General features: G+C 70.0%; 23 protein-coding genes. 10 read left to right on the forward strand and 13 right to left on the reverse strand.

Annotated features, from left to right (window positions below; translation table 11 throughout):
* Nucleotides 1–69 precede the first annotated feature (69 nt).
* Nucleotides 70–579: an HNH endonuclease gene (locus ACIBO2_RS11835; protein ID WP_357953539.1), complete on the reverse strand. Its 510-nt coding sequence runs from the start codon at nucleotides 577–579 to the stop codon at nucleotides 70–72.
* Nucleotides 580–857: 278 nt separating this feature from the next.
* On the opposite strand from ACIBO2_RS11835, the gene ACIBO2_RS11840 reads away from it, so the two are divergent.
* The gene (locus ACIBO2_RS11840) at nucleotides 858–2912 is read left to right on the forward strand and encodes a prolyl oligopeptidase family protein (RefSeq protein ID WP_397296730.1); all 2055 of its coding nucleotides are present in this window, start codon (nucleotides 858–860) and stop codon (nucleotides 2910–2912) included.
* A gap of 15 nt (nucleotides 2913–2927) precedes the next feature.
* On the opposite strand, the gene purU is transcribed toward ACIBO2_RS11840, so the two are convergent.
* Entirely contained in the window at nucleotides 2928–3779 is an 852-nt protein-coding gene (gene purU, locus ACIBO2_RS11845; protein WP_397296733.1) for a formyltetrahydrofolate deformylase, read from the reverse strand.
* A gap of 159 nt (nucleotides 3780–3938) precedes the next feature.
* Between purU and ACIBO2_RS11850 the strand changes: the two genes are divergently transcribed.
* Genes ACIBO2_RS11850 through ACIBO2_RS11860 form a run of 3 tightly spaced genes read left to right on the forward strand, consistent with a single transcriptional unit; the run spans nucleotide 3939 to nucleotide 5988 of the window.
* Entirely contained in the window at nucleotides 3939–4877 is a 939-nt protein-coding gene (locus ACIBO2_RS11850; RefSeq protein ID WP_397296736.1) for an anion permease, read from the forward strand.
* A complete protein-coding gene (locus ACIBO2_RS11855) occupies nucleotides 4874–5506 on the forward strand; it encodes a DUF47 family protein (RefSeq protein WP_358544856.1) in 633 nt (210 codons plus the stop codon). The genes ACIBO2_RS11850 and ACIBO2_RS11855 overlap by 4 nt, the downstream gene beginning before the upstream one ends.
* Nucleotides 5507–5532: 26 nt before the next feature.
* Nucleotides 5533–5988 (forward strand): NUDIX hydrolase, encoded by a 456-nt coding sequence (locus tag ACIBO2_RS11860; RefSeq protein WP_397296739.1) that lies wholly within the window; start codon nucleotides 5533–5535, stop codon nucleotides 5986–5988.
* 51 nt (nucleotides 5989–6039) lie between these two features.
* Here ACIBO2_RS11860 and ACIBO2_RS11865 read toward each other — a convergent pair whose 3' ends face one another.
* The 7 genes from ACIBO2_RS11865 to ACIBO2_RS11895 form a co-directional block, all read right to left on the reverse strand.
* A complete protein-coding gene (locus tag ACIBO2_RS11865; protein ID WP_358544853.1) occupies nucleotides 6040–6783 on the reverse strand; it encodes an MBL fold metallo-hydrolase in 744 nt (247 codons plus the stop codon).
* A gap of 21 nt (nucleotides 6784–6804) precedes the next feature.
* The gene (locus ACIBO2_RS11870) at nucleotides 6805–7587 is read right to left on the reverse strand and encodes a hypothetical protein (protein ID WP_358544852.1); all 783 of its coding nucleotides are present in this window, start codon (nucleotides 7585–7587) and stop codon (nucleotides 6805–6807) included.
* Between the two features lie 114 nt (nucleotides 7588–7701).
* Nucleotides 7702–8157 (reverse strand): hypothetical protein, encoded by a 456-nt coding sequence (locus ACIBO2_RS11875; protein ID WP_397296744.1) that lies wholly within the window; start codon nucleotides 8155–8157, stop codon nucleotides 7702–7704.
* Between the two features lie 37 nt (nucleotides 8158–8194).
* A complete protein-coding gene (locus tag ACIBO2_RS11880) occupies nucleotides 8195–9841 on the reverse strand; it encodes a tetratricopeptide repeat protein (RefSeq protein ID WP_397296747.1) in 1647 nt (548 codons plus the stop codon).
* Between the two features lie 275 nt (nucleotides 9842–10116).
* Nucleotides 10117–11364: a DMT family transporter gene (locus tag ACIBO2_RS11885; protein ID WP_397296750.1), complete on the reverse strand. Its 1248-nt coding sequence runs from the start codon at nucleotides 11362–11364 to the stop codon at nucleotides 10117–10119.
* Between the two features lie 226 nt (nucleotides 11365–11590).
* The gene (locus ACIBO2_RS11890; protein WP_358544848.1) at nucleotides 11591–12112 is read right to left on the reverse strand and encodes a GNAT family N-acetyltransferase; all 522 of its coding nucleotides are present in this window, start codon (nucleotides 12110–12112) and stop codon (nucleotides 11591–11593) included.
* A complete protein-coding gene (locus ACIBO2_RS11895; protein WP_397296753.1) occupies nucleotides 12109–13635 on the reverse strand; it encodes an XRE family transcriptional regulator in 1527 nt (508 codons plus the stop codon). The genes ACIBO2_RS11890 and ACIBO2_RS11895 overlap by 4 nt, the downstream gene beginning before the upstream one ends.
* Nucleotides 13636–13937: 302 nt before the next feature.
* Between ACIBO2_RS11895 and ACIBO2_RS11900 the strand changes: the two genes are divergently transcribed.
* The 4 genes from ACIBO2_RS11900 to ACIBO2_RS11915 all read left to right on the forward strand — a co-directional run bounded on the left by ACIBO2_RS11900 (nucleotide 13938) and on the right by ACIBO2_RS11915 (nucleotide 16633).
* Complete coding sequence (locus ACIBO2_RS11900; RefSeq protein WP_358544845.1) at nucleotides 13938–14222, forward strand: hypothetical protein; 285 nt, start codon at nucleotides 13938–13940, stop codon at nucleotides 14220–14222.
* Nucleotides 14223–14716: 494 nt separating this feature from the next.
* Entirely contained in the window at nucleotides 14717–15646 is a 930-nt protein-coding gene (locus tag ACIBO2_RS11905) for a mechanosensitive ion channel family protein (protein ID WP_358544843.1), read from the forward strand.
* A 9-nt stretch (nucleotides 15647–15655) separates the two neighbouring features.
* Entirely contained in the window at nucleotides 15656–16036 is a 381-nt protein-coding gene (locus tag ACIBO2_RS11910; protein ID WP_357953563.1) for a globin, read from the forward strand.
* Nucleotides 16037–16252: 216 nt separating this feature from the next.
* Nucleotides 16253–16633, forward strand: coding sequence for a hypothetical protein (locus ACIBO2_RS11915; protein ID WP_358544839.1), 381 nt, complete (start codon nucleotides 16253–16255; stop codon nucleotides 16631–16633).
* Nucleotides 16634–16686: 53 nt separating this feature from the next.
* Here ACIBO2_RS11915 and ACIBO2_RS11920 read toward each other — a convergent pair whose 3' ends face one another.
* The 3 genes from ACIBO2_RS11920 to ACIBO2_RS11930 all read right to left on the reverse strand — a co-directional run bounded on the left by ACIBO2_RS11920 (nucleotide 16687) and on the right by ACIBO2_RS11930 (nucleotide 19759).
* On the reverse strand, nucleotides 16687–17877 hold the full coding sequence (locus ACIBO2_RS11920; protein ID WP_358544836.1) for an MFS transporter: 1191 nt from the start codon (nucleotides 17875–17877) through the stop codon (nucleotides 16687–16689).
* Nucleotides 17874–18254, reverse strand: coding sequence for a thioesterase family protein (locus tag ACIBO2_RS11925; RefSeq protein WP_357953568.1), 381 nt, complete (start codon nucleotides 18252–18254; stop codon nucleotides 17874–17876). The genes ACIBO2_RS11920 and ACIBO2_RS11925 overlap by 4 nt, the downstream gene beginning before the upstream one ends.
* A 65-nt stretch (nucleotides 18255–18319) precedes the next feature.
* Entirely contained in the window at nucleotides 18320–19759 is a 1440-nt protein-coding gene (locus ACIBO2_RS11930) for an MFS transporter (protein ID WP_397296760.1), read from the reverse strand.
* A gap of 74 nt (nucleotides 19760–19833) precedes the next feature.
* Between ACIBO2_RS11930 and ACIBO2_RS11935 the strand changes: the two genes are divergently transcribed.
* The gene (locus tag ACIBO2_RS11935; protein ID WP_358544832.1) at nucleotides 19834–20739 is read left to right on the forward strand and encodes an SDR family oxidoreductase; all 906 of its coding nucleotides are present in this window, start codon (nucleotides 19834–19836) and stop codon (nucleotides 20737–20739) included.
* 77 nt (nucleotides 20740–20816) lie between these two features.
* Here the strand turns inward: ACIBO2_RS11935 and ACIBO2_RS11940 are convergent, their stop codons facing one another.
* Nucleotides 20817–21428, reverse strand: coding sequence for a helix-turn-helix domain-containing protein (locus tag ACIBO2_RS11940; RefSeq protein ID WP_357953572.1), 612 nt, complete (start codon nucleotides 21426–21428; stop codon nucleotides 20817–20819).
* A 100-nt stretch (nucleotides 21429–21528) separates the two neighbouring features.
* On the opposite strand from ACIBO2_RS11940, the gene ACIBO2_RS11945 reads away from it, so the two are divergent.
* Entirely contained in the window at nucleotides 21529–22683 is a 1155-nt protein-coding gene (locus ACIBO2_RS11945) for an acyl-CoA dehydrogenase family protein (RefSeq protein WP_358544830.1), read from the forward strand.
* Nucleotide 22684 lies beyond the last annotated feature (1 nt).

A 22684-nucleotide genomic window follows, 5' to 3' on the forward strand; every position in this document is an offset into this window, starting at 1 on the left:
TCCTGCCAGGAGCCGTGAAGCACGACAAAGACATTTCAGGCCCGGATCCCAGGGATCCGGGCCCGAAGGTCAGGCAGCCGCTTCCAGGTAGGGCGCCCATTGAGGATCGCCGACGAGCGAGGCGCCGATGAGCCGCCAGTGAGCGCCCCGTGGCACCGCCGGGGCGACGCGCAGCGTCCACCCCAGCTCCTCCAGGAACTTGTCGGCCTTCCTGTGGTTGCACGGCGTGCACGAGGCGACGCAGTTCTCCCAGGTGTGGGGGCCGCCCCTGGACCGGGGGACGACATGGTCGATGGTCTCGGCCCGCAGGCCGCAGTAGGCACAGCGGTAATCGTCGCGCCGCATGAGCGCGGCCCTGGTCAGGGGGATGCGAGACCGGTAGGGAATACGGACATATCTGCGCAGCCGGACCACCGAGGGCACCTCCAGCGTGCACGTCGCGGAGCGCAGGACCGCGCCCCCGCCGTCACGGTGGACGATGTCGGCCTTCTCCCGCAGCACGAGCACGATGGCTCGGTGCAGCGACAGAGTGGTGAGTGGCTCGTAAGTAGCGTTGAGCAGCAGGACTTGGCGCGTCATCGGGCCTCTCCCTGCTGCATGGGTATCAAGGGGGACATGCCGTGGCATGTCCCGGCTGTCGGCCCCTCCTGGGGCACTGGTGCTTCCGTCACGTGGACCTCCGCCGGACGGTCCAGCGGATGGTCACCACGGCACCGTCCTGTCACCAAGTCTGACGTTTACCGCGTGGTCCCCGCCACCCCATAACCCCCAGCCGGAATGACCAGAGGGACGCACGGTACGTTTTATGCCCACTTCACCAGGGCTTTACGCGCCCTGCTTGGCAGTAAGGTTCGGGCATGACGCGAGAGCCCTACCCCACAGCACGCCGCGAGGAAAGCGCCGAGATTTTGCACGACACTCCCGTCGCGGACCCCTATCGCTGGCTTGAGGATCCCGACAGCCCGGAGACGCAGGGATGGCTGCTCGCGCAGGCCGACCTGTTCAAGCGGCAGAGCAAGCCGCAGCGGTTCGGGGACCGCATCGCCGAGTTGCTCAGGTCGGGCTCCGTGGGGGTGCCCGCGTGGCGCGGCGACCGCCATTTCTTCAGCCGCCGCACGCCGGACCAGGAGCACGCGGTCTACTACGTCTCCGAAAAGGGCAGCACCGAGCGGGTCCTGATCGACCCCATGGCCATCGACCCGTCGGGCCTGACCACGCTCGATGCCGTCCAGCCGGACAAGGAGGGCCGCCTGCTCGCCTACCAGATCTCGGTGGGCGGCAACGAGGAGTCGGTCCTCTACGTCATGGACGTGGCCACCGGTGCCCGTGTCGAGGGCCCCATCGACCGGTGCCGCTACTCCCCCATCGCGTGGCTGCCCGGCGGCGAGGCGTTCTACTACGTACGCCGGCTGCCGAGCACGGAGGTGCCGGAGGGCGAGTCGCAGTTCCACCGCCGCGTCTACCTGCACCGCGTCGGCACGTCCACCGAGGACGACGTGATGATCTTCGGCGAGGGCCTGAAGATGACCAACTACTACGGCGTCTCGGTCTCGCGTGACGGCCGCTGGCTGCAGATCTCCGCCAGTGAGGGCACGGCGCCGCGCAACGACCTGTGGGTGGCCGACCTGACCGCCTCCTCGCCCGACAGGCCCGACCTCCAGGTCGTTCAGGAGGACGTGGACGCCCAAACAGGGTTCTCGTTCGGCCGCGACGGCAGGCTGTACATCCACACCGACCGCGACGCGCCGCGCGTCCGGATCTGCGTCACCGACCCGGAGACGCCCGGCTTCGACAACTGGCGCGACCTGATCCCGGAGGACTCCGAAGCGGTGCTGTCCGACTTCGCGATCCTCGACGACCTCGAGCGCCCGGTCATGCTGGTCAGCTGGACCCGTCACGCGATCAGCGAGATCACGGTGCACGACCTGGCCACCGGCGAGCGGATCGGCGAGGTGCCGGCCCCCGGCCTCGGCTCGATCGGCGGCATCGCCGAGCGCCCCGAGGGCGGCCACGAGGCGTGGTTCGGCTACACCGACAACACCACGCCGCCGACCATCCAGCGCTACGACGCCAGGACCGGCGAGACCACGCTCTGGGCCGCCTCGCCGGGCGTGGTGGATGTGCCGCCGGTGCGTACGTCCCAGGTCGTCTACCGGTCCAAGGACGGCACCGACGTCCGCATGCTGGTCATCTCGCCGGTCGACGGCGACGGGCCGCGCCCGACCATCCTGTACGGCTACGGCGGCTTCGGGCTGTCCATGACCCCCGGCTACTCCGCCTCGGTGCTCGCCTGGGTGGAGGCGGGCGGCGTCTACGTGATCGCCAACCTGCGCGGCGGCGGCGAGGAAGGCGAGGACTGGCACCGCGCCGGCATGCTCGGCAACAAGCAGAACGTCTTCGACGACTTCCACGCCGCTGCCGAGCACCTCATCGCGACCGGCGTGACGACGTCCGAGCAGCTGGCGATCTCCGGCGGCTCCAACGGCGGGCTGCTGGTGGGGGCGGCGCTGACGCAGCGTCCCGAGCTGTACGCGGCCGTCGCCTGCTCCGCGCCGCTGCTGGACATGATCCGTTACGAGCAGTTCGGGCTGGGGGCGACCTGGAACGTCGAGTACGGCTCGGCCGCCGACCCCGACGGGTTCGGCTGGTTGTTGGCCTATTCGCCGTATCACCAGGTCCGCGAGGGCGTGGCGTACCCCGCGACGCTGTTCACGGTCTTCCAGTCGGACACGCGCGTGCACCCGCTGCACGCGTGGAAGATGTGCGCGGCGCTGCAGCACGCCTCCACGGGTGAGGGGCCGATCGTGCTGCGCAACGAGACCGAGGTGGGCCATGGCGCCCGTTCGATCAGCAGGTCGGTCGATCTGTCGGCTGACACGCTGACGTTCCTGGCCCGGCACACCGGCCTGTAGCCGCGAACGGGAGCGTCAGCGGGGGAAGATGACCGTCCGGTGGCCGTCGAGCAGCACCCGCTGCTCGGCGTGCCACTTGACGGCCCTGGCCAGCGCCACGCACTCCACGTCCCGCCCGATCGCCACCAGGTCCGCCGGGGAGTGGCTGTGGTTCACCCGGGCCACCTCCTGCTCGATGATCGGCCCCTCGTCCAGGTTGGACGTTACATAGTGCGCCGTCGCGCCGATCAGCTTGACGCCCCGGTCGTGCGCCTGGTGGTAGGGCCTGGCGCCCTTGAACGACGGCAGGAACGAGTGGTGGATGTTGATCGCCCGGCCCGCCAGCTTCTCGCAGAGGTCCTCCGACAGCACCTGCATGTAGCGCGCCAGCACCACCAGCTCCACCTGGTAGTGCTCGACCAGCGCCAGCACCTCCGCCTCCTGCCGGGGCTTGGTCTCGGGAGTGACGGGCAGGTGGTGGTAGTCGATGCCGTACGACTGCGTCAGGGGCCGCAGGTCGGGGTGGTTGGACGCGACGGCGACGATCTCGATGTCCAGGGCCTTGGCACGCACCCGGTAGAGCAGATCGTTGAGGCAGTGGTCGAACTTGCTGACCATGATCAGCACCCGCGGCTTCCTGGCCACGTCGCGCAGCTTGATCTCCATGCCGAACTCCGGCGCCAGGGCGGCGAAGGCGGCGCGCAACTCGTCCTCGGGCAGCGGCGCCGCGAACTGGACCCGCATGAAGAACCGCTGCGCCTCCCGGTCCCCGAATTGCTGGCTCTCGATGATGTTGCACCCGTGCCTGGCCAGCAGCCCCGATACCGCGGCCACGACACCGGGCCGGTCGGGGCAGGACAGAGTCAGGATGTATTCGGCAGAGCTCATCTTGTCACTCTCACGGGCAGGAGATCACGGGGTGGCTTCGGGTTGACCTGGGCAGACTACCTCTCAGCGGCGGACTCCACATCGCCGTCCGGCCGACGGGCGGCGCATGCGGAACGCCTCACCCGCTAGACCGACCCAAACGGGATGGAGTGCCCGCCTTTGGATGCTTCCGTACTGATCGCGATCGCCTGTGTGTTCGCGTTCGTGTCCGGGATGAACGACGGCGGCGCCCTGCTGGCGACCGGGCTCAAACTGCCCGCGATCCGTCCGGCGGTCGGCACCCTCACCCTGGTAGTGCTGATGGCGTTGGTGCCGCTGGTGACCCATCAGGTCGCGCGGACGTTCGTGACCCGGCTGGCCACGTTCCAGGGGCCGGGCGCGAAGATCGCGATGTCGATCGCGGTGGTCGCCGCGCTGAGCGTGGTCATGGCGCTGAGCGCGAAGGGCCTGCCGACCAGTCTCACTCTGGCCGTCGTCGGCGGCCTCACCGGGGCCGGGCTGGGCTGGGGGCTGCCGGTCTCGGCCGGGTCGGTCGCGCAGGTGCTGGCCTTCGCCCTGGCCGCGCCTGTCGTGGGCGGGCTGCTGGGCTGGGTGGTGATCCGTCTGCTGCTCCTGGTGACGACCATCAGGGGGCTCCCACGCTGGCACTGGGCGGGCTTCCTGCTGCAGACCGTCGCCTACTCGGCCAACGACGGCCAGAAGGTGCTGGCCGTCCTGATGGTCGCGGGGGGCTTCTCGAACGCGCCGCTCCCCTACACCTCGCTGGTGGCGGTGCTGTTCGGGTTCGGCACCGTGTACGGCCTGCCCAAGGCGGGACGCACGCTGGGCCGGGAGCTCATCGTCTTCCGCCCCCTGCACGGCGTGACGGCCGAACTGGCCTCGGGCCTCGCGGTGATCGGCAGCTCGGCCCTGGGTATGCCGGTGAGCATGACCCAGGCCATCGCCGGCGGGCTGATCGGCGCCGGGGTGGCACAGGGTGCCGGCCGGGTCCGCTGGCACGCCGCCGTCAAGATCGTCGTCGCCTGGGTGCTGACGCTTCCGATGAGCGCGCTGGTGGCCGCGCTCGCGTCGTACGCGGTGAGGGGGGTGACGGCATGAAGCGGTTGCGAAGGGCTCAGGCGCTGCTGTCGGGACGCATGGACAGCGCGCTCACCGAGGCCCTGCTGGGTCAGCTGGCGGCGACCAAGGAGGGCGCCTGGCTGGCGATGGCCATGATCGGCGGGGAGGTGGGCCGGACGGGCGCGCACGAGAAGATGCGGGTGATCGAGCACCTCGGCGACCAGGAGCGGCGCACCCTGGTGGAGGAGCTCAAGTCGGCCCTGGTCACCCCGATCGACCGGGAGGACCTCTACCGCCTGTCCCGCTCGATCGACGACGTCCTGGACTCGCTGCGCGACTTCGTGCGCGAGTCGCACCTGTATCGGGTGCCGGACCAGCTCCGCTTCGCGCCGCTGCTCGACCAGGTCATCGAGGGCATCGACGCCCTGGAGAACGCCGTCCGCGACCTCGCCGCCCGCCCCTCGACCGTGCTCCATGACGCGCTGGAGGCGAAGAAGACCGGCAGGTCCATCAGGCGCATGTACCAGTACGAGATCGCCCGCATCTTCTCGGGCGAGCTGACGTCCGACGCGATGAAGCAACGCGAGCTGGTGCGCCGCCTGGAGATCGTCGGCATGGCCATCGGCGAGGCCGCCGACGCCATCGCCGACGGTTCCATGAAACGCTGACCACGGTAGGTGCCTGAGGAGGCCGCGTGGAGTTCCACCAGATCAGCAGTGACCGTCCGGCCGCGCGGGTGGTCTGCGTGGACGCCGAGGGCCGGGTACTGCTCGTGCGGTGGCATGACCACGTCAGCGGCGAGGCGATCTGGGAGCCGCCGGGTGGCGGGATCGACCCCGGCGAGACTCCCCTGGAGGCGGCCACCCGGGAGCTGACCGAGGAGACCGGCCTGCCGGGGTCGGCGGTACGTGATCAGTGGGTGCCCGTCCATCGGGACTTCACCTGGCTCGGTGTGCGGTACGTGAAGACCGAGCCGTTCTACCTGGCCCGCTTCCCCGGGAAGGCCCCCGAGGTGGACCCGGGTGAGCTCACGGACGAGGAGACTCGGGCCTACCTCGGCTACCGGTGGTTCGCCGCCGACGAGCTGCCGGACGAAGTCGAGCCGCCCGAACTGGCCGAGGTGATCGCCAAGCTGACGGGACCGGCCTGACGCGCGGTCACAGGTCCAGCCCCGTAGAGCCACCGGCAGCCTGGCGCACGATCAGAGGTCCAATGTGAGGCCACCCGTGGCCACGGCCAGCTCGCCGTCATACGTCCGGGCGGCCGCCGCCAGCGCGGGCTCGGGCGGGGTGTCCGGCCACAGGTGGGTGAGCACCAGCCGGGCCACACCGGCGCGGGCCGCCGTACGACCCGCGTCGAGAGCGCTCGACAGGTAGGGCGCGTCCTCGTCGGGCACCTGTTCGGGATAGGTCGCCTCGGCCAGCAGCACGTCGGCGTCCCGGGCCAGCTCGGCCAGCTCGGGGGCGGGCCCGGTGTCTCCCGTGTACGCGATCACCCGGCCGCCGCCGGTCAGCCGGAGTCCCGCGTTGGGCACATGGTGCGGGAGCGACCAGGTGTCCAGGCGGAAGGGCCCGATCTCGTACGGCTTGCCGGGAGCCAGGTCGTACGACACGAAGCTGCCGGCCAGCATGCGGGCCTTGTCCAGCGCGAGCACGGCGGTGAGGGCCTCGGGCGGCGCGTACACCGGCAGCGCGGCAGGCGGCGCGTCACCCAGGGCGCGGGCCCGGAGGAGGGGGTTCAGGTCGGCGCAGTGGTCGGGGTGGCCATGCGTGACCAGCACCGCGTCGATCTCCTCGGCGGCCGTCGACATCAGCAGCCTGGGCAGGGTGGCGTAGCCGGGATCGATCAGCACCCGGAACCCGTCATGCTCGACCAGGTAGCCGCTGCACGCCTGCCCGGCCGCCGGCCATGCCCCACAGCCGCCCAACACCGTGATTGTCACCATGAACAGGGAAATATAGCGGGCTCAGGACGGGTAACGGTGGCCCAGCTCCGTCAGCGTGGCCAGCATCAGCCCACGCAGCAGCTCGCCCGCCACCTTCTCGTGCTCGCCCTCCACCGGCAGCCCTTCGGTCACCCGAGCCTGGTAGACCTCCCGCTCCCCCGGGTCGGTGTAGGGCTGCGCCGTCATCCCCACCACGACCGTCGCCCGGGTGCCGCCCCTGGGAAGCACGGCCACGGCATGTGTGCGCAGGCAGCTCTCGTCCGGCGCGCCGTACCAGCCGCACTTGATCGCGGCCTCCGGCGAGCTGAGCGCCTCGCGGGCGCCGAACGCCTGCTGGCCCGAGACCTGGCGCATCCAGTCGAGGACCGTGCCCGCCACCGGGTCGCCGGCGGCGGCGGTCTGGGCGAGCGCCGCGTAGGCGGTGGCGACCTCGTCGGCCGCCACCTCGACCGAGCCGAAGCGCGACGGATCCCCGTTGGGCGGCGCCCAGACGACGCCCGTGCGCTGGTAGATGTCGTCCAGGATGACCCGGGGCCCGACCGCGAGCCAGAGGTTGAGCGTGTCGGCGTTGGAAGAGACGACCACCGCAGGCTCGGCGTGGCGGCGCCAGCGCTCGGCGTCGGGGATGTGCGCGGCCGCCACCCACGCGTACAGCGGCTTGAGCAGCGAGGCGCAGCGCAGCCGGGCCAGGCCGGAGCGGACGCTCACCGCGCGGGCGGGCGGGCCGCCATAGCCACGCCTGATGCCCGCCGCCTGAGCGCTGGCTCCTTCCTGGAGGTCGCGCAACAGCTCGTCAAAGGCCACGGGTCCAACCGTAGCCGTAGGAGGGGCTCTGCCAGCGCCCTTCGTGCCACTCCGCGCCCGGCGGGTCGCCAGGAAACCCTGCGGGCCCATCTCAAGGACCGCGCCACCCGCGTCTCAAAGACCGCGCCACCACCAGGACACCGCGATCGCGACGAATACCAGAGCCGGGACGCCGAGCGACACGGGCAGCCGCCTCCTCTTGGCGATCTCCGTGTCCGTCGCGAAGGCCGCCACGGCACCCGCCATCGCGAACGCCACCGCCGACATCACCACGTGGGTGAACCTGGACGACGAGGACGGGAGCATCTCACCCGCCAGCCGGAAGACCACCAGCATCGCGGCCGTCACAAAGGCGACGCGGAAGCCCGGGCGTACCTCCACCCGGTTGAGCACCACGGCCGACAGGGCGAACGTGCCCACGGTGATCACCAGGAGGGTGCCGAGCGCCGGAGGCAGGCAGTTCCACGCCTCACAGCCGACGGCCGTCCATCCGATGCGGGCGGTGGCCCACCACAGAACGCCCAGGGCCGCGTAGACCGCCGCCGCCCTGGCCGCCCGTTGCTTCGACATGTCCTCCATACTGGCCGATGCATACCGGCCGATGCCCTTACATGCTGGCCGACCGGAGACGAGCCGCCCGCTCGTCGTCGGCCGACGCCTCGGCCGGGTGGCCGAGGGCGCGATGGACCACGGCGCGGTTGTCGTAGAGGGTCGGCTGCTGGGGTTCGAGCGTGATGGCCTGCGTCAGGTCGGCCAGCGCGCCCACCCAGTCCCCCGACTCGTACCGCAGCACGCCGCGGTTGCCCCAGGCCGACGCCAGCTCGGGAGCCGCGCTGACCGCCAGGTCCAGCGCCCGGCGGGCCTCGCCCAGCCGCCCGGCCGCGGTCTCCAGCTGGCCCAGCACGACCAGCAGGTACGGGTTGCCCGGCGACTGACCGAGCCCGGCCGTCACATCGGCCCTGGCCTCCTCGTCCCGCTCCAGCATGGCCAGCAGGCCCGCCCGGTTGATGTAGGCGTCGAGGTAGTCCGGGTCCAGCTCGATCACCCGGCCGAGGTCGATGAGGGCGCCGTCGAGGTCGTCGCGTACGACGCGCAGCTCGGCCCGGTTGTAGTACGCCTCGGGCAGCGGCGGCCCGGCCCGCATCGCCCACTCGTAGTCGGCCAGCGCCTCCCCGTGCCGCCCGAGCCGGAAGAGCAGGTTGCCGCGGTCGAGGTAGTAGTCGGGGAACATCGGGTCGATCGCGACGGCCGCCCCGTACTCCTCCAGCGCCTCCTTGACCCGCCCGAGCGAGGCCAGCAGCTGGGCGCGGTTGGCCAGCAGCACCATCCGGTGCACCGGGTGCCGCTCACCCAACTCACGGGCCAGGTCGAGGGCCGAGTCCACCAGGGCGAGCGCGGCCTCGGGACGGCCTTGGCGCAGCTCGATCAGCGCGAGCCCGTTGCGGTCGAAGCCGAGTTTGAAGGCGCGTTCCATGGGGTCGGGCAGCAGGCTGGAGATGGCTATCGCCTGGTTGATCCAGCCCGTGGCCCGGCCCAGGTCGCGCTGGGCGGCGTCGGGGTGGCGGGCGTCGAGCATGGCGGTGCCGTACGCGCTGGCGGAGTGGACGGCGGGATCCTGGCTGGAGCGGCGGGCAGCCTCCCACAGCACGCGGGCCTCGAGCGTCTGGCCGAGCGCGCCGAGCGCGGTCGCGGTGCGCTGCGCGAAGAGCCACCACCGGTGGCTGCCGGGCTCGGTGCGCGCGAGACCGAGCTGGCCCAGCTCGACCAGCGCGTGCAGGAAGCCCTCCCTCGTGCAGCGGTCGACGAGCTCCCACAGCTGCTCGGCATCGCGCGATTCCTCGGGAGGCTCCGGCCCGCCGGAGTAGACCATGATCGTCAGGATGTCCGGCGGGATCCTGCGCATCAGCACGTCGAGCAGTTCGGCGTCGGTGGGATCGGCCGCGTCGGCGTTGCACACGGCCAGCGTGCGGCCGGGCGGCACCACCGCGCGGACGAACTCCGCTATCCCGTTGGCCAACCGCAGTGAGCGGCGCGGCGCGGGCACCAGAATCCGCTCGTCATCGGACAGCCCGGCGTCCAGGGCCATCCTGCGGAGGGGCACCCGGTCACACAGGCCGGGTGCCACTGCTCGGATCTCGATGTCATGGGCCGCCACGAGCTCCTTGGAGCTGTCCAAGGCGGCGGGGACCAGGTGGTGCAGCAGCGCGGATCCGATGGTGTAGGGGCCCAGGGGCCGTCTGTGTCCGTCGATCACCGGCATCAGCAGGTGTACTGCCTCCCATCGGTCGGGCGGGGCCCCCTGAGCCCTGAGATGGGATCTCCCCTCGATCACCCCTTATGTATGACGCTGGAGGTCCCGGCAAGCCTCGCGGTGCCAGGCTTGCGGACGGCGATGCGCTTCATGATGAACCTCTCCACTTTTGGGTTTATTCACCACTATCGGACACCTCAGCGAATATCAAGATTTCTGGCGAATAAGTGAGCGGTCAATCAATAAGAACCCCTGGTTTTTTGACTGCGGTTAGGGGCCTATTGGGACCGAAACCAGCGGGAGATTGACACCGACCTCTTCTGTCCAGATTCCTCGACCAACGCGCACAAACAACGGCCGACGAGACCATCCGATGGACAACCCTCGTGAGAAAGGTTCTTCGCTCGGACGATGTTGGTGGCCTGCTCGATCAGCCGATCGAGGCTGGGCTCCCTCGCCCCCTTGTGCGAACGGTCGTTCCACGGGCACGCCTCGGGGCGCGCACAAGCGGTCTTGGCGGGGTACGACACGGCGCGCCGCTCCAGCTTCAGCGGATCGTCCCGCTTGATCTTCAGGTCGGCCAGCACCCTCCTGGCCCTCCTGGTCACCATGACCAGGGCCCGGTCGCCCATCTCTCGCGGCGAGCCCCTGCTGGGCACGGCCAGCAGCATCGCCGCGGCCATCAGCCCGCCGCCCACGATCATGCTCAGGCCCACCTGCTCGTGGAACCAGATCACCGCGATCGCCGTCACCCAGAGTGGCTGGGACGACATCAGCACGGCACTGGGGATGGCCGGCACATGCGCCTGGCCGTACGAGCGGGCCAGGAAGCCCAGAGCGCACGAGACGACGGACAGGTGGGCGAGTATCCCCCAGTCGGACAGGGTGGCCGGCACCGCGAACCCGTCGCGCACGGCCAGCACGCCGGCCATGGCGCCGATCGTGGCGAGCTGGATGACGGTGAGCGCGTAGGCGTCGAAGACCTTCTCGCCGCCCGAGAGCCGAGAGAGCAACAGTGTGTGGCCGGAGTAGAGAGCGGCGGCACCGAGCGTCACCCCGAGCGCGAGCAAGGAGATCTCCCGGTCCTCCGTGCCGCGCATCAACGTGAATACGGTCATGCCGGCCAAGGCGAGTCCCACGCCCACCCAGACCCGGCGGAGCACCTTGGCCCGGAACACCACCAGGGCCAGGATCGGGGTGATGACCACGTTGCACCCGACGGCGAACCCCGAGACCGCCGACGGGAGACTGTCGAGCGCGATGGCCTGGGCGCACTGCCCGACGCCGAACATGACCCCCAGGATGACCCCGTTGACCCAGGTCCCCCGCGGCAGGCGCCGGAGGCTGCGCGGCCGGAGCAGGAGGAGGGTGAGCGCCGCGAGGAGATATCGCTCGGCGAGCAGATCCTCGACGGGTAACCGGAGGATGAGATCTTTCATCAGCGGGAACGCCGACCCCCAGGCGGCGCTGACGAACAACAGGAGCACGGCTCCCAGGAGGGGCCGGGGAGCGGGCACAACGGCCATGCCAAAAAGCATCTCACTACAATCAGCAGCCATCGGTGTACAGGCAGCAGCCGGTGATGTTCCTCTACCACCGAGAGGAACGAGCCTCACCCGCGGGTGCGTACATCCCTATCCGCAGGAGTCTCCAGAGCACCATTTCCGTCACATCCGCTCGCCAGACCGACCTCGCGACTACGGAGTGTGCCTGCCCGCGCACTTCGGCCCGGGCAGGCACAGGGTTATGGCACTACGATTCGAGCGCGTCGGCCGACTCGACGACCCGCCGGAGGTCGTCCTCCTCCGGCACCAGGCTCTTCTCGCCATAGACGACAACGAGGTCGCCCACCTGCCGCCGGGCGATCTCCCGCCAGCCGTGGCGCTCGTACAGCGCCAGGGCGGCCCCCTGGTTGAGGGTCGTGTCTCCGCGGACGTGGTGGAATCCCAGCTCCACCGCCCGTTTCTCCAAGGCTCGCAGCATGGTGGCGCCGAACCCGCGCCGCTGGAAGCCCGGATGGACCCGCAGCCGGCACACCTCGGCCGTCTGCGAGTCGATGGGTCTCAGGCCGCCCATGGCCACGACCCGCGAGCCGAGCTCGCCGACGAGGAAGTCACCGCCGCACGCCAGGTAGAGCTCCTGGATGCGGGGGAAGTCGTCGTCGTAGTAAACACCGTCGCCCGGCGCCAGTCCCACCTCAGCGAGAGAGATCTGGTGCAGGGCGAGGATGGTGTCGAGGTCAGACCAACGATAACGTCGGATCTTCAGCTTCATGCACTCCCTTCCCCGGTGGCCAGCTCAGAAGGACGCAGTTCCTCCAGGAACGCGGCCAGGTCGGGATGATTCGCGTCGCGCGCCTTGATCGCCTGTGCGAGCGCGACAGCCGGGCGCATGATGAAATCGGTGCGGTATTCGGGGCCGAGCAGCCGCATCGCCGCCCTGCCCATGGCGATGGCCTCATCGACGTCCCCCTCGATCAGGCGGCACTGTGCTCGGTCCAGCCTGATCAGCGTCTGGTCGATGATGTGATCTTGATATTTGTCGAGTGCCTGGTCGAGCACCACCTCGGCTTCGAGGGTCTGTCCGAGCTTCGTGAGCACGTCGCCCTGGTAGAAGTAGAGCTGCCGTTCGGTGTAACCGAAGGCCATGTCCTCACGCTCGTGCGATTTCATGTGCGAGAAAGCGTTCCTGGCCCGCGCCAGAGCACGTTTGGCCTGGTCGACGACCTCCTTCTTACTGTCGACGCCCGAGATCATCGCCAGCGCGCGGGCCTCGACGACCGGCGCCATCGCCTGCGCGGCGCACGGTGTCTGGCCGGCCAGGTCGCGGCTCTTCTTGGCCAGGTTGAGCGCCTCGCGGGCGTCGCCGTAGTAGAGCGGGACGAGCGCCTCACGAGCCGTCACCCAGGCGCGCAGCGCGCGGTCGCCGGTCTCGTCGGCGGCCGTGCGGCCGGTGCGGAAGAAGGAGCGGGCCAGCCGGTGGTCGCCGAGGTTGATCATGATCATGCCGCTCAGCCCGGACAGCTGCGCGGCCATGCGGCACAGGCGCTCCTGCAGGTCGATGGGCTGGCGGCAGGACATGGCGCTGTGGACGGAGCTGAGTTCGAGCAGCACGTCGCACAGCAGCCGTAGCGGCGCGGTGGTGGTGTATTGGCGCCCGAAGGCCAGCGTGGCCTCCTCCCACTGATCGAGCATGGCGGGAGAGACGGTGGCCGACACCAGCATGGCGTCCATCCGCCGTCTGATGCCCTCGCAGGCACCCAGCACCGGGCCCTCGAACTGGCCGGCCTGGGGGCCCTTGGCCAGCATGTTCAGCAGCGTACGGCGCAGGATGTTCTCGTCCTCCTCGTCGGAGGGGGCCGGCGTCGTCTTCTCCGGCGGCACCAGCAGCTCGCGCTGCGGGCTCGCGGCGGGAAGCCGCTCCTTGACGTCGGCGGCGACCACCCCGGGCATCCGGTGGCCGTGGCCACAGATGCACGGCCCTTCGTAACCGAGCGCGCCCGGCTCGACCCGGTAGACCGTGCAGAGGTAGTGGAGGTATTCGGGGCCGGGCCGTTTGAGCCCGCTCTCGTAGGCGGACAGCAGGGTTTCGCCGATGCCGGGCTGAGTCTTGCCGTCGCGCTCGAACAGGGCTCTGACCTGCTCGATGACGTCGGCCAGGGCGATGCCGTGCGAGAGGCGATGTCCCTTGATCCTGGTCGTGCCGAACTGGGGTCCACAATGTTCGTGGATCTCCTCAGCGATCTGAGCGGAGGTGCGCCCGGTCGCGAGCCCTCTGGCCCGGATCCGCCGCGCCATCTCCGTCTCTCTGTGCTGCCTGCCGGACATCCCGGCCCCTCTCACGCAAGTCCCGCCGGTCCGAAACTGCTAACTGAGCGTAGCGTTAACGTCGCGCTGCGCCTACCAATGACTATGGCGCATTGATGAGGGGTTGGAAACGCCTTCTTGGAGGTTCCGGTTAAGGATCGTCCTCCGGCGGACTGTTTCTTATCACCTATGAGTGAGAACCGGCGCCCCGTGAGCAGAAACCTCGCGTTGCGCAGTCCGTTGACTTGAGTCATCTTTGGCCCACCAGCAACGATTCAAGGGAGGGACGAAAGGTGGGGGACGACAACTTCGGGCACCTGGAGCGTTTGGTGTCGGAACTCGACGCTCGCGGGTTGCTCGCACGAGTGGTTCGGACCCAGAACGGGCGGATGTTCGTCCGGGTGATCAACCCGAACGCGACCAGCCTGACCGAGAGCGTCACCTGCCGGCCCACTGCGGTCGCTGAGCTTCCGGACTGGTGGTACTGCTGGTCCTGGGGTGAGCGCATGCATACGGCCGACGACCCGGCTGGTGCGGCGACCAAGGTCGCACGCGTACTCGCCGCCGTGGGGGAATGATGACGCGGTGGTCCGGGTGGAGCGCAGCCACCACGGCTCACCGCATCCATGGCGGCTTCTCGGAGCCGGCGGGGTGGTCGGTGCGGAGGGTCTCCTGCACACCGCAGGGGCTCTGGCCATCCCGCCGGTTCCGCTTCTCGCGGGACTCGTGCTTGTACGGCCAGCCAGCCGTACACAGGAGATGCCCTCCAGGTCCGCCTGGAGGGTGTTCGGGGGACCCCTCCCGGAAACGGCTTGGGACATGCTTCCGGGTGTGTGTCCCAGCCGAGCCGTACGTCACCGGAGCGTCAGGCCTCGCCCTCCGCGGCCCAAGGGGCCTGATGTCCCCGTCTTCCCCGGCGTGATGTGACTGCGGCCGGTTCGGTCGGCGGTATCTTTTTGAGCGTTCCGCTCGAAAAGTCCGTCGACCGAACCGCTTCCGGAAGGGGACCCAACCAGTGTTCCTGCTGGCAACGCCTACCACTCCTCCGCCGAGTTCTCTGGACCCGTCGAAGATGATCAGCGATGTGGGTGCGGCCTGTGAGAAGGACACGTTCCTGTGCGGGTTCCTGCAAGCCTCGCTGCCTGTAGGTTTCCTCGCCCCGCTCATCGCCACGCTCATCACGGTCATCCTGATCCTGGTGCTCGCCCTCGTCGTGCGGAACATCGCCAAGCGCCTGATCACCCGGGTGGTCAGCCGCGCCGCCACCGGAGGCTCGATCACCGGCCGGTTCCGCAGAACCGGCGCCGCGACCGAGGGCATCGACGCCCTCCTCCACGAGCGCCGCAAGCAACGCGCCGAGACGATGGGCTCGGTGCTGCAGCACATCGCCTCGATCGTCATCATGGGCACCGCCGTACTGACCGTGCTCGACCGGCTGACGATCCCCATCGCTCCCCTGCTGACCAGCGTCGGCATCCTCGGCGTGGCGATCGGCTTCGGCGCGCAGGAGCTGGTCAAGGACTTCATCGCGGGCATGTTCATGCTGCTGGAAGACCAGTACGGCGTGGGCGACGTGATCGACTCGGGCGCCGCGGTAGGCACCGTCGAGGCGGTCACCCTGCGCGTCACCAGGCTGCGTGACGCCGACGGCCGCGTCTGGTACATCCGCAACGGCACCATCACCCGCATCGGCAACGAGTCGCAGGGCTGGTCGCGGGCCTACCTCGACGTCCCCGTCGCCTGGAACACCGACGTCACCACCGTTCGAGCGATCCTGGAGCACGTGGCCGAGGAGATCTGGGCCGACACCGACTTCCGCGAGACGCTCATCGTGGAGGAGCCCTCCGTGTTCGGCGTGGAGCAGCTGTCCGACAGCTCGCTGGTGTTCCGGATCTCCGCCAAGACGATGCCGTCCAAGCAGGCGCAGGTCGCGCGGGAGCTCAGGCTCCAGGTCAAGTCCGCGCTGGACGCCTCGGGCATCCCCATGGTCGCCACCGCATAGGCTTGTACGGTGACTGAAACCTCCTTTTACGAGGCCGTCGGCGGCGAGGAGACCTTCCGGCGACTCGTACACCGCTTCTATGAGGGGATCGCGCAGGATCCGCTGCTGCTCCCGCTCTACCCGGAGGAAGACCTCACCGGGGCCGAAGACCGGTTGCGGGGGTTCCTCATTCAATACTGGGGTGGCCCCACCACCTACAGCCAGGAGCGCGGGCACCCGCGGCTGCGGATGCGGCACAACCCGTTCGTCATCGGCGAGGCCGAGCGCGACGCCTGGCTGCGGCACATGCGTGACGCGGTCGAGTCGCTGGAGTTGCCGCAGGAGCAGGAGACCAAGCTCTGGGACTACCTGGTCTACGCGGCGCACAGCATGGTGAACTCTCCGACATAGCGGGCATGACCGCCCCATGGACATCCCCTGGTGGCGTGATGCCGTGGTCTACCGAGATGCGGGCCAGTGCTCCCCCCGTCTTCAGGCGGGATGGTGTGGGCCCGCGTGTGAGTGCCCTTTGAAGCGCGAGCGTGCAGCGATCGGAACTGCTTGCGATGACTCAATCACTTACGGTGCCAGTCGAAGGGCGAACTGGTCGGCCGCGACGGCTGCCGGGTGCCGCTGCCGTGGTCGGCCGAGGGCGCGTCGTACGGGTTCTCGCCCGACGGGGTGGCGCCGTGGCTGCCGCAGCCGGCCGCGTTCGCGGCGCTCAGCGCGGCGACCCAGGCCGCCGATCCGGGGTCGACGCTGTCCTTCTACCGCCGGGCCCTGGCCTGCCGCCGTGAGCTGGTGGGATCGCTGCCCTACACGCTGGAGTGGCTGGACTCCCCCGAAGGCGCGCTCTTCTTCACCCGCGGATCCTTGATCTGCGCACTCAACTGCGGCACCGAGCCGGTGCGGCTGCCGCCGCACGACGGGGTCCTGCTGCCCAGCGGGCCGCTCGACGGCGACCTGCTGCCGCCCGACACCGCCGTCTGGCTGCGTTCGTCAGCCTGACGGGCGGAACCGGTCGCGTCCGTCATCCCGACAGCTGGAACCGGTCGCGTCCGTCATCCCGACGGCTGGGACGCCTCCGGCTCCGCGGTGGCGTGGCGCTCGCCGCGCGTGGGGATGACGGGCAGCGAGATCAGCGCGCACGCCAGCCCCGCCGCGAACCCGGCCCAGTAGCCCGTGGCCGTGATCAGCAGCCCGGCCAGCGGTGTGACGCCGAGGGACACGACGTTCTGGATGGTGTTGTGGGTGCCCAGCACCCGTCCCGCCCATCCGGGGCCGGCGAGCTCGCCCGCCGAGAGGTAGGCGAGCCCGTTCCCCGCCACGGTGATCACCGCGGCCAGCGCCAGCATGGCCGGGCCGAGCCAGGACTCGGTGACCGCGCCCAGCACGAGCAGGGCCAGCACGGCCAGCGAGCCGAACGTCAGCAGCCGCAGCGGCGCCATCCGCAGGCCGCTCCGGTCGGACCAGCGGCCGACCGCGATGCGCACCGCCGCGCCGCCGATCGCCGCCACGCCGAAGAGCTGTCCCGCCCGTACGCCGTCCCAGCCGTAGACGCCGACCAGGCAGGCCACGCCGTACGTGCTGACGACGATCTGGGGCACCACGTGCAGCGCGCTGGTCGCGTGCACCCGCCAGAGCGCGGGCTGCCGGTACGGCGAGGCGGCCGGTGCCTTACGAGCGCCCGAGATCGCGTGCGGCGGCTCGGCCAGGAAGAGGGTGGCCAGGACGGCGGCGAGCAAGCTGACTCCGGCGCAGACGATGAACACGCCCGAGATGCCGTGGGCCCGCGCGATCGGCGGCAGGACGAACGCGGCCACGGCCATGCCCAGGGTGTAGGAGACCTGGCGCAGGCCCATCGCGACGCCGCGCTCCGGCGGCTCGAACCAGCGCAGCACGATCCGGCCGCCGCCGACCATGGCCGCCGACCCCATGGCCCCGGCCAGGGCGAGCAGCGGGACCACCGCCCAGATCTCGGTCACGAAGGCCAGGGCGGCGAACAGCACGGCGGCCAGCCCGACGCCGACGCCGAGCACCAGCCGCTCGCCCCGCCGGTCGGCCAGCATGCCCCAGGCGACCAGGGACAGCAGGATGCCGAAGCCGGGAGCGTTGCCGATGACCCCGGCGACCGGCAGCGAGACGCCGAAATATCGCTGGATATCCGGCATGACGAGCGGCAGCCCGAACAGCCCCAGCGTGACGCAGGCGTGCGCGTTGACCCCCAGTCCGAGCATCAGCCAGCGCTTCATGCCGACATGAACCGCCGCAGGTAGCCGAGTTCGTCGGAGGTGAGCCGGCGTGGCGCGGCACGTTCGACGTCGTAGGCGACGATCACCGAGGTGGCCCGGACGAACAGCTCCTCGTCGTCGCGGATCTCGTACTCCAGCGTGAACCGGACCGGCCTGATCTCGGTCACCCAGGTCTCCACCCGGACCGGCTCGGGGCGGAAGCCGAGCGGGCGCAGGTAGTCGATCTCGTGCCGGGAGACGACGAGCCCTTTGAAGGGGGCGTCACCCGCCTTGTACGGATCGATGTGGAGCATCCCCAGCCGGGCGTCCTCCAGATAGTCGAAGAAGCGGACGTTGTTCACATGCCCAAGTGAGTCGATGTCCGCAAATCTCACCATTCGGGGGAAGATATGCCGCTGGGCGAGGGAATGTTCAACCACGCAGGCCACCGTACCCGCCCCGGTCAGGTGGCCTTGCGCCGGGCCGTACAGGCTAAAACGGTCAGGACCGAGATCGCGACCGTGCACCCGAGCGCCCACCGGTAGCCGGTGACGAGTTGTTCGACGGCGAGACCGGAGACCCGCGAGAGCGTGCCGGCGAAGACCTGGTCGTGCAGCGCGGCGGGCAGCGGCGCGGTGATGATGGACAGCGTCAGCGCGGTGCCCACGACCACGCCGGTGTTCTGCAGCATGAGCCGCATCGCGTTGACGATGCCCAGCCGGTTCGACGGCACGCCGTCCAGGATCGCCGTGGTGTTGGAGGGCAGGAACACCCCGGAGCCGAGTCCGATGAGCACCAGCGCGAGCGCGACCGTGGCGTACGGGACGCTCGACGAGATCGTGCAGAGCAGGAGTAACAGCCCGGCGGTGGTCGTGGCGGCCCCGGCGACCGCGAGCGTGCGCGGGCTCATCCGGCGCTGCAGCAGGCCCGAGCCCGCCGAGCCGATCATCCCCGCGGCGGCCAGCGGCAGCACCTTCAGCCCGGCCCGCACCGGGTCGTCGCCGCGCACGGCCTGATAGTAGAGCGCGACGAGGAACACCAGCCCGACGCGGGCGATGGAGTTGAGGAAGGACGCCAGCGTGCCGAAGGCGAAGCCGCGATCCCGGAACAGGCCGATGTCCACGACCGGGTGGGCGGCCCTGAGCTCCCTGATCACGAACAGCGGCAACCCCAGTACGAAGGCGGCCAGCCCGGCGAGGATCAGCGGGTGGCCCCAGCCGAGCCTGGTCACCTCCGACAGCGCCAGCAGCAGCCCGCCCAGGGTGACCAGGACGAGCACGTTGCCCGGCAGGTCGAGACCGCGATCGCGCCCGGCGGGCTCGACCCGTCGCAGCACGATCGCGCCCCACACCAGGCAGGCCAGCCCGAGCGGCACGTTGTACCAGAACACCCAGCGCCAGCCGAGCTGCTCGGCCAGGAGGCCGCCGAGCGTGGGCCCGGCGAGCTGGGCGATCGAGAACGAGGCGACATAGACGCCCATCCCCTCGCCGAGCCGCGCGCGGGGGAAGGCGTCCGTGACCAGGGCTGCGCTGTTGGTCATCAGCATGGCGGCGCCGGCGGCCTGTAACACCCGCAGGGCGACGATCGTCCAGGCATCCGGCGACAGCCCGGCCAGCAGCGCCGCGAGCGTGTAGGTGCCCAGCCCGCAGAGGTAGAGCATGCGCCGCCCGAACATGTCCGCCAACCGGCCGAAGACCACCATGAGCACGGTGTTGGTCAGCTGGAAGCCGAGCAGGATCCAGCTCGCGGCCGTGGCGTCGGCGTGGGTGCTCCTGGCGATCTCGGGCAGGGCGACGTTGATCGCGCTGCCGCCGAGCCCGGTGAGGACGCTGGCCAGGCTCACCACCGACAGGGTGCGCCAGGCGTACCGGACCTGCTCCCGTTCCTCGACTACCGTCACCACGGGGCCTGTCCTTTCTAGATTTCAATACTAGAATCTAGTTCGCATCGGCAGGCAGTCAAGGATCGAGGTGCGACATGAGCGGGATCGTCGAGGGTCGCGTGGTGATCGTCACGGGCGCGGCCAGGGGCATCGGGCGCGGTCACGCGCTCGAGTTCGCCCGGCAGGGCGCGAAGGTCGTGGTCAACGACCTGGGAGCGGAGGTCGACGGCACGGGCTCGTCGGACGCCGCCGCCGCGGTGGTCGAGGAGATCGAGGCGCTGGGCGGGGAGGCGATCGTCAACGGCGAGGACGTCTCCGACTTCGACGGAGCGGCCCGGCTGATCCAGGCGGCCGTCGACCGCTTCGGCGACCTGCATGTGCTGGTCAACAACGCAGGCATCCTGCGTGACCGGATGCTGGTCAACATGACGGCCGAGGAGTGGGACGCGGTCATCAGGGTGCACCTGCGCGGGACGTTCGCGCCGCTGCGGCACGCGGCGGCCTACTGGCGGGCCAAGGCCAAGGCCGGGGAGCGGGTGGACGCGCGGATCATCAACACCACCTCCTCCTCCGGCATCTACGGCAACCCGGGGCAGGGCAACTACGGCGCCGCGAAGGCCGGCATCGCGGGCCTGACGGTCATCGCGGCCAAGGAGCTGGAACGCTACGGCGTGACCGTGAACGCGATCGCCCCGGCGGCGCTCACCCGTATGACGGAGAACCTCGCCCCGACCGGCGCCGGCTCGTCGAGCGCCGACCCCGACGACATCGCGCCGCTGGTGGTCTGGCTGTCCAGCGCCGAGGCCAGGGGGATCACCGGGCGGGTGTTCAACGTGCGGGCGGGGGTGATCAGCGTGGCCGAGGGCTGGCACGCCGGTCCGGCCGTCGACAAGGGCGGCCGGTGGGACCCGGCCGAGCTGGGCGCGGTCATCCCCGCTCTCGTCGACAAGGCCGCGCCCAACGCGCTGACCAACGGCCAGATTCCCGGGCGGGAGAGCTGACCGATCTCTTAGCGGGAGAGCTGACCGATCTCTTGGCGGAAGAGCTGAACGTGGTGCGCCGCGTGTGGTCGGGGTGATCAGCCCTCCGCCAGGACCCTGAGTGGGTCGAGGCGGCGGATCAGTGTCATCGCCGCCTCGATCACCTCGCGGGCGGCGTCCTCGGTGTCGCTGGTGGCGACCTCGCGGGCCGCCTCGCCGATGATGCTGGTCAGTGCGGCGACGGTGAACCGGTCGAGCGGGTCGGCGCCCGCGCCGAGCAGCACGGCGTTCTGGCGTACCCACTCCCGGCCCCGGGTGCGGCGGACCAGCTCGAAACCCGGCGGCCCGTCACCGTCGATGAACAGCCGGACCAGGTCGCGCCGCTCCCACGCGCCCGCGAGGTAGGCCCGCGCCCCGGCGATGAGCAGCTCGACGGGGTCGTGGACGCCCGCCTGCTTGGCCCGCGACACGCTGGCGGCCGCGGCCTCCTCGTGCGCCGCCTGGTGGTCCTCGTAGAGCGCGAGGAACAACTCGGTCTTGCCGCCGAAGTGGTGGTAGAGGCTGCCGACGCTGGAGCCGGCGCGGGCCACGACCTCGGAGACGTTCGCCTCGGCGAAACCGTGCTCGCTGAAGACCTCGCGAGCCGCCGTCAGCATGCTCTGGCGGGTCTGGGCCGTACGGCTCCACTCCCACGACGACTTCCGTGCCATGGGCCTATCGTACCGGGGCGAATTCTAGAATTTGATTCTTGACAGGAACGCGTCCCGACTGGCTTCCTAGAGGAACGTTCTAGAAATTGGGGAGGCGGCCATGGACTTCTCGCTCAGCGCCGAGGAGCGTCAGATCCGCGACACCGTACGCTCCTTCGTCGAGAAGGAGATCATGCCGCTGGAGCCGGAGGTCCTGCGCAACGAGCGCGAGGGCCGCCCGGCGCTCGCCCCGGAGATCCTGCGCGACCTGCGGGCCAGGGCGAGGAAGATGGGCTTCTGGGGGATCAACACCCCCGAGGAGTACGGTGGCGCCGCGCTGGGCCCGGTCATGTCCGCGATCATCGTCATGGAGCTGGGCAGGACCTTCGTGCCGTTCATGTTCGGCGGCAGCGCCGACAACATCCTCTACGCGGGCACCCCCGAGCAGCAGGCGCGTTACCTGCTCCCGACGATCGAGGGCGAGCGCCGCTCCTGCTTCGCGATCACCGAGCCGGGCGCGGGATCCGACGCGCGCAACATCCGCACCCGCGCGGTCCGTGACGGCGCCGAGTGGGTCATCAACGGCGAGAAGACGTTCATCACCGGCGGCAGCGAGGCCGACTTCGTCATGGTGTTCGCCGTGGCCGAGCCGTACGGCGTGACCTGCTTCCTGGTCGACCGCGACATGGGCTGGACGTCCGAGCCGATCCCGACCATGGGCGAATGGGGCCCGGCGTCGCTGGTGTTCCAGGACGTGCGGGTGCCCGAGGAGAACATCCTCGGCGAGCTGGGCAAGGGCTTCGAGCTGGCCATGCAGTGGATCGGCCAGGGCCGCTACATGATCCCGGCGCGGGCCATCGGCTCGGCCGAGCGCATGCTGGGCATGGCCATCGACTACGCCAAGATCCGCAAGTCGATGGGGCAGACGATCTCCGAGTACCAGGCGATCCAGTGGATGATCGCCGACTCGCAGGTGGAGATCGAGGCGGCCAAGTGGCTGACCCTGTACGCGGCCTGGCGGGTGCAGGAGGGTCTGGACGCCCGTCATGCCGCCTCGATCGCCAAGCTCAACGGCGCGATCATGGCCAACCAGGTCGTGGACCGGGTGCTGCAGATCCACGGCGGCATGGGCTACACCAAGGAGCTGCCGATCGAACGCTGGTATCGCGAGCTGCGCCTGCTACGCATCTTCGAGGGCACCGACGAGATCCAGCGCCGTACGATCGCCCGCAATCTGATCAAGGGACACGCCCGTCTGGGCACCATCGGGGAGTGAC

The organism is Nonomuraea sp. NPDC050022 (assembly GCF_044460705.1).
Taxonomy (GTDB): Bacteria; Actinomycetota; Actinomycetes; order Streptosporangiales; family Streptosporangiaceae; genus Nonomuraea.

Bases quoted from the DNA above. Each gene is read 5' to 3' on its own strand.
- ACIBO2_RS11835 (WP_357953539.1), bottom strand. From the start codon at position 579: ATGACGCGCCAAGTCCTGCTGCTCAACGCTACTTACGAGCCACTCACC.
- ACIBO2_RS11840 (WP_397296730.1), top strand. From the start codon at position 858: ATGACGCGAGAGCCCTACCCCACAGCACGCCGCGAGGAAAGCGCCGAG.
- purU (WP_397296733.1), bottom strand. From the start codon at position 3,779: ATGAGCTCTGCCGAATACATCCTGACTCTGTCCTGCCCCGACCGGCCC.
- ACIBO2_RS11855 (WP_358544856.1), top strand. From the start codon at position 4,874: ATGAAGCGGTTGCGAAGGGCTCAGGCGCTGCTGTCGGGACGCATGGAC.
- ACIBO2_RS11865 (WP_358544853.1), bottom strand. From the start codon at position 6,783: ATGGTGACAATCACGGTGTTGGGCGGCTGTGGGGCATGGCCGGCGGCC.
- ACIBO2_RS11875 (WP_397296744.1), bottom strand. From the start codon at position 8,157: ATGTCGAAGCAACGGGCGGCCAGGGCGGCGGCGGTCTACGCGGCCCTG.
- ACIBO2_RS11885 (WP_397296750.1), bottom strand. From the start codon at position 11,364: ATGGCCGTTGTGCCCGCTCCCCGGCCCCTCCTGGGAGCCGTGCTCCTG.
- ACIBO2_RS11890 (WP_358544848.1), bottom strand. From the start codon at position 12,112: ATGAAGCTGAAGATCCGACGTTATCGTTGGTCTGACCTCGACACCATC.
- ACIBO2_RS11895 (WP_397296753.1), bottom strand. From the start codon at position 13,635: ATGGCGCGGCGGATCCGGGCCAGAGGGCTCGCGACCGGGCGCACCTCC.
- ACIBO2_RS11905 (WP_358544843.1), top strand. From the start codon at position 14,717: ATGATCAGCGATGTGGGTGCGGCCTGTGAGAAGGACACGTTCCTGTGC.
- ACIBO2_RS11920 (WP_358544836.1), bottom strand. From the start codon at position 17,877: ATGAAGCGCTGGCTGATGCTCGGACTGGGGGTCAACGCGCACGCCTGC.
- ACIBO2_RS11925 (WP_357953568.1), bottom strand. From the start codon at position 18,254: ATGGTGAGATTTGCGGACATCGACTCACTTGGGCATGTGAACAACGTC.
- ACIBO2_RS11935 (WP_358544832.1), top strand. From the start codon at position 19,834: ATGAGCGGGATCGTCGAGGGTCGCGTGGTGATCGTCACGGGCGCGGCC.
- ACIBO2_RS11940 (WP_357953572.1), bottom strand. From the start codon at position 21,428: ATGGCACGGAAGTCGTCGTGGGAGTGGAGCCGTACGGCCCAGACCCGC.
- ACIBO2_RS11945 (WP_358544830.1), top strand. From the start codon at position 21,529: ATGGACTTCTCGCTCAGCGCCGAGGAGCGTCAGATCCGCGACACCGTA.